Raw genomic sequence first — 4,883 nt, forward strand, 5'->3', positions numbered from 1 at the left:
TGCGCCACCAGCAGCACCACCAGAACCAACTTCAAACGACCATCCAGACGAACGGGGCCCTCGGCTCCTCCCCCCTCCCCTGAACCCGCGTCAACACGCGCTCCCTCGACAACCGACATCGCCATACGTCCTTTCGATCACAACTGGGGGCCTTCCACGTCGAAGGCCGGTACTCGCCGGGGAAGCCGGCTCAGGCAGGGGTGTGCGCCGAGGCGCGGCGCCGGAGTTCGTCGGACAGTTCCTGCCAGTCCCGTGCGCACTGGGCGGCCGCGGCGGCGGCCGTCTCGACGCGGTACGGGGGTATTGCGGCGACGATCCGCTCCCACTGGCGCAGTCCGCTCACCTGGAGGTCGAGCATGCGCAGCAGGAGCCTGCCCGCCTCGCTCAGCCTGAGCAGGGGGTCCTTGCACAGGCTGGTGACCAGTACGGGCAGTGGCTGCCCCCGGCCCCGAGGGGGCACCGGGGGCGGGGCGGGGGCCGGGGTGTCGGCGGAGCGGCGCTGGGCGGCCGGTACGGGATCGACTCCCTCTCCGATCCGGCGCCGCACGTCCCGTACGGTCGAGGGCGCGATGCCCGCCTCCCGTGCGATCTGCCGCAGGGACGCGGTGGGGCGGCCGGCCAGCAGCCGGGCCGCGGCCTCCCGGCCCCGGACCGGATCGGCCGGACGGACGCGGCCGTCCTGGCCGACGCGACCCGGTGGCGCCGGCCCGGGCGCCTCGCGGCGGCGCAGCGTCGCGACGGTCCTGGCCGCCAACCCGGTCCGGCGCGCGATGCCGCGATCGGACCAGTCCGGGTGGGACCGCAGGATCCGTAACGCCGCGGTGGTCCGTTCCGCCTGGGTCAGCGGGAGTCCGTGACTGATGTTGGTCTCGACCGAGATCACGAACGCGTCCTCGGCGCTGCCGTCGAAGAACGTCACTCCCACCGTGTCCCGCCCGCACAGTACGGCGGCCCGCAACCGGTGCGTCCCGTCGATGATCCGCATGGTGGGGCGGTGCACGAGCAGCGGCGGCAGGGTCCGGTCGGAGTGCGCGAGGGCCTGTGCGTGGCTCTCGTCCACCGGCACGGTGCGGGGCGAATCCGCGGCGAGCAGGCTGCGGATCGGCACCTCGACCGCGACGTCGGGGTTCTGCGCCGGGTGTCGTGGGTGGGGCTCGTCCATGAAGTTCACCTCCTTCTCGGCACTCGGTGCTTCGGGCGCCGCTCCGTTCGGCGGCCCCGCAGAAGAAATTACGTAATTACCGTTCGGTAACCAATCGGCAGGCCGAACCCCGTTGAGATTTCGGCAAGTTGGCCCAGTAGGGCCAGGTGGGGTGGGCGACCGGGGAACTTCCGCGGTCGCCCACCGAGCGGCGCTCAGACCCCCACGAGCTCCTCCGACCGGACGAACTCCCGTAGCCAGGCCAGGAATTCGGGGCCCAGGTCCTCGCGTTCACAAGCGAGCCGGACCGTCGCGCGCAGGTACTCGGCGCGGTCCCCCGTGTCGTAGCGCCGGCCGGAGAACACGACGCCGTGCACGGGGCGGCCGGCTCTGACCAGGGCCCGCAGGGCGTCCGTGAGCTGGATCTCGCCGCCGCGTCCGGGGGCGGTGTTCCGCAGCACCTCGAAGATCTCGGGATCGAGGAGGTACCGGCCGATGACGGCCAGGTTGCTGGGGGCGGTGCCGGGCTCCGGCTTCTCCACCAGCTCGGTGATGCGTACGCCGTCACCGCCCTCCGACGACCGGTCCACCGCGGCACATCCGTACAGGTGGATGGCCTGGGGCGCCACCTCCATGAGGGCCACCACACTGCCGCCGAACCGTTCCCGCACCTCGGCCATGCGGGCGAGCAGGGGGTCACGGGGGTCGATCAGGTCGTCGGCCAGGAGCACGGCGAAGGGATCCCGGCCGACGTGGGGCGCGGCGCACAGGACGGCATGCCCCAGTCCCTTGGGGTCGCGCTGACGCACGTAGTGGATGTCGGCGAGCTCGGTGGAGGCGCAGACGCTCCGGAGTTTGTCCTGATCACCCCGGCGCCGGAGGGCTTCCTCCAGCTCGTGATTGCGGTCGAAGTGGTCCTCCAGCGGCCGCTTGTTGCGTCCGGTGACCATGAGGATGTCGGACATCCCCGCCGCGACGGCCTCCTCCACCACGTACTGGATGGCCGGCTTGTCGACCACCGGCAGCATTTCCTTCGGGGTGGCTTTGGTCAGCGGGAGGAATCGTGTGCCGAGTCCCGCGGCGGGGATCACTGCCTTGGTTATCCGGTGAGGTGTGGGATTCATGCCATGGACGCTAGAGCCCACCGGATCCGAACGGTTCGAATTGCCTTGCTTTTACTCCTACTTGGGCATTTCCGTTTCCGTCTGCGGCGCCGCGATGCCGCGCCGGATGAGCCGCCAGAGGTCCCTGAGCTCCCCGCTCGCCGCACCGGGGCGCTCGCCCCGGCGGCGGCGCGCCCTGGTGACGACGCCCCCGACCAGATGCGCCGTCAGCAGGGTGGCGGGGCACGGGTCGACCTCGGGGTCCAGCTGCCCCTCTTCGGCGGCCTGCACCATCAGCTCCTTGACCTCCGGGAGCCAGCATCCGCACCAGTCGGGTCCGGCGCCGACGCGCTCCTGGGTCAGGCGCGCCGCGGCGCGCACGGCCGCGTCCGTCTCGATCAGCCGGCCCAGGGCGAGGACGAGCGCGGAAACGGTGTCCAGCGCCGGGCCGCCGCGGGCCGTCACTCCCTCGACCACTCTGCGGGTGGCGGCCCGCCCCGAATCCTCGACGGCGGAGGCCAACTCCCCTTTCGCCGCGAAGTGAAAGGTGAGGGCCCCGATCGAAATTCCGGCGGAACGGCTCAGCCGGGAAAGCGAGGTCCCGTCGTACCCATTGCGGTCGAATTCAGCGGCGGCCACCGAGATCAGATGATTACGGGTGCGTACGCCACGCTCTTGCTTCACCACTGCACTATCACTGCCATCCAGGTCGTTCCTCACTCGCCATTGCGCCCCGCGGGGACATGGCGGCCTCCAGCGTCACCCGAGGGCAGGTCGCCCACAACGCCGACTTGACGAAGAAGCGCCCATGCCCCGCCACTCCGCGCCGACCCCATGACCGGCGCCACCGCCCCCGCGAACCAACGTGCCGAAGTCGCGGGGAGGACGCCATGCGTTCGCTAGAAAAAAAACGAACGTTCTGTATTCTACGAGTACCGACGGCGCCTGCCGACGTCCGCAGTGGAGGGGGAGACAGATGACGACACGGACAAGGACCAGAGCCCTGGCTGCCGGTGACACCGACCTGAAGGAGTTCACGGAGCGCCTCTTCGGGCACTTACCGAGAGCCGACCAGCGACGCTGGGCACGGGTCTACCTGCAGGGACTGCTGACCACCCCGGGGAAGAAGTCCGTACGCAGACTCGCGGCGTCCGTCACGGAGTCGCCCACCGCCTCCCAGTCCTTGCAGCAGTTCATCAACGCGAGCCCCTGGGACTGGAATCCGGCCCGCACCGAACTGCTCCGCTGGCTGGAGGAACGGCAGCCGGTGCGGGCCTGGACGATCGGGCAGGTGTGCTTCCCCAAGCGGGGCGAGCACTCGGTCGGCGTGCACCGCCGCTTCGACCCCGTTGCCGGACGCATCGTCAACTGCCAGTTGGGCTTCTGCCTCTTCCTGTCCCTGGACGGCATGAGCGTGCCCGTGGACTGGCGGCTGGCCCTCCCCGAGGCGTGGGTGACGGATCCCGTCCTGCGCCGCCGTGCGCGCATCGCGCCCGAGGCCGTACACCAGAACCCGGAAGCCCTGGTACTGGAGCTCGCCGACTCGATCGCGACCCGCACCTCGTCGGCACATCCCCCGGTGGTCGCCGACCTCAGCCGCCTCGGCGGGGCCGCCGCCCTGATCGGCATGCTCGGCCGCCGCGGCCACGACTTCCTGGTGTCCGTCCCACCGACCCTCTCGGTGCGCGCGGCCGGCCTGACGCCGGGCGGGGACGGCGCCCGGACGCCCGGGCGCGGGACCACCGCGGCCGACTTCGCCCGTTTGGGCAACACCAGCCACCCGTACGCCACACCGCTTGCCGGTCCCGGCGCACGTCCACAGGGGCAGCGCATCCACTCGGCGCTGGTCAGGGTGCCGGAGGGAGAGTCGGGAGCCCGGGGGGCGCAGCAGATCTACCGGCTGTTCGGCGAACGGCGCCCGGGGGCGGGCGGGCGAGGTGGAACGGGTGGGAGGGGTGGTGCCGGTGGGCCGGTGTGGCTCACCAATATGAACCGGCACCGGATGGACGATCTGCTGGGCCTGGTGCGGGCGGCGGGGCGATCCGCCGCGGTGCTCGGGGCGCTCGCGGACGACTTCGGGCTCCTCGACTTCGAGGGGCGGTCCTTTCCGGGCTGGCACCATCACATGACGCTGATGTCGGCCGCCTATGCGTATGCCCTGCGGGGGCGTGTGAGGATCCCCCGGGCGCAGCCCGCCTGAGCGAGCGGGCGCGGGTCCGGGGGCGGGTCCGGGCGGAGCCCGGTGCCCGGCTGCGCCGGGCACCGCCCCGGCAGGACTGCGTCAGGCGCGGATGAGGGCGAGGGCCTCGTCGCGGATCTTGACCAGGGTGGCCTCGTCACGCGCCTCGACATTCAGACGCAGCAGCGGCTCGGTGTTGGAGGCACGCACGTTGAACCACCAGTCCTCGGCCGTCACCGTCAAACCGTCCAGCTCGTCCAACGTGATGCCCTCGGTACTGCCGTAAGCGGCCTTCACCGCCGCCACACGCGCCGCCTGATCCGCGACCGTCGAGTTGATCTCACCCGAACCCGCATAACGGTCGTACGAAGCCACCAGCTCCGACAGCGGCCCGTCCTGACCACCCAGAGCCGCCAGCACGTGCAACGCCGCCAGCATGCCCGTGTCCGCGTTCCAGAAA

The 4,883-nt window shown here is 71.3% G+C and carries 4 protein-coding genes and 1 pseudogene; 1 reads left to right on the top strand and 4 read right to left on the bottom strand.

Annotated elements, in window-relative coordinates:
* Nucleotides 1-190: 190 nt before the first annotated feature.
* The 3 genes from IE257_RS37580 to IE257_RS37590 form a co-directional block, all read right to left on the bottom strand.
* Nucleotides 191-1,162: a ParB/RepB/Spo0J family partition protein gene (locus tag IE257_RS37580; protein WP_189974606.1), complete on the bottom strand. Its 972-nt coding sequence runs from the start codon at nt 1,160-1,162 to the stop codon at nt 191-193.
* Between the two features lie 194 nt (nt 1,163-1,356).
* Nucleotides 1,357-2,265, bottom strand: a complete 909-nt coding sequence (gene galU, locus IE257_RS37585; RefSeq protein ID WP_189974608.1) for a UTP--glucose-1-phosphate uridylyltransferase GalU — start codon at nt 2,263-2,265, stop codon at nt 1,357-1,359.
* A gap of 57 nt (nt 2,266-2,322) precedes the next feature.
* Nucleotides 2,323-2,928 (bottom strand): TetR family transcriptional regulator, encoded by a 606-nt coding sequence (locus IE257_RS37590; RefSeq protein ID WP_229920910.1) that lies wholly within the window; start codon nt 2,926-2,928, stop codon nt 2,323-2,325.
* A 292-nt stretch (nt 2,929-3,220) separates the two neighbouring features.
* Here IE257_RS37590 and IE257_RS37595 point away from each other — a divergent pair, with 292 nt between their 5' ends.
* The gene (locus tag IE257_RS37595) at nt 3,221-4,444 is read left to right on the top strand and encodes an IS701 family transposase (protein WP_189974612.1); all 1,224 of its coding nucleotides are present in this window, start codon (nt 3,221-3,223) and stop codon (nt 4,442-4,444) included.
* An 81-nt stretch (nt 4,445-4,525) separates the two neighbouring features.
* On the opposite strand, the pseudogene manB reads toward IE257_RS37595, so the two are convergent.
* A pseudogene (manB, locus tag IE257_RS37600) lies at nt 4,526-4,883 on the bottom strand (phosphomannomutase/phosphoglucomutase); the annotation flags it as partial.

It is taken from the genome of Streptomyces avidinii (genome assembly GCF_014650695.1).
Classification (GTDB): domain Bacteria; phylum Actinomycetota; class Actinomycetes; order Streptomycetales; family Streptomycetaceae; genus Streptomyces; species Streptomyces avidinii.

What these genes read in the sequence shown, in the direction of transcription:
- IE257_RS37595 (WP_189974612.1), top strand. Translation starts at nt 3,221, where the DNA reads ATGACGACACGGACAAGGACCAGAGCCCTGGCTGCCGGTGACACCGAC.
- galU (WP_189974608.1), bottom strand. Translation starts at nt 2,265, where the DNA reads ATGAATCCCACACCTCACCGGATAACCAAGGCAGTGATCCCCGCCGCG.
- IE257_RS37580 (WP_189974606.1), bottom strand. Translation starts at nt 1,162, where the DNA reads ATGGACGAGCCCCACCCACGACACCCGGCGCAGAACCCCGACGTCGCG.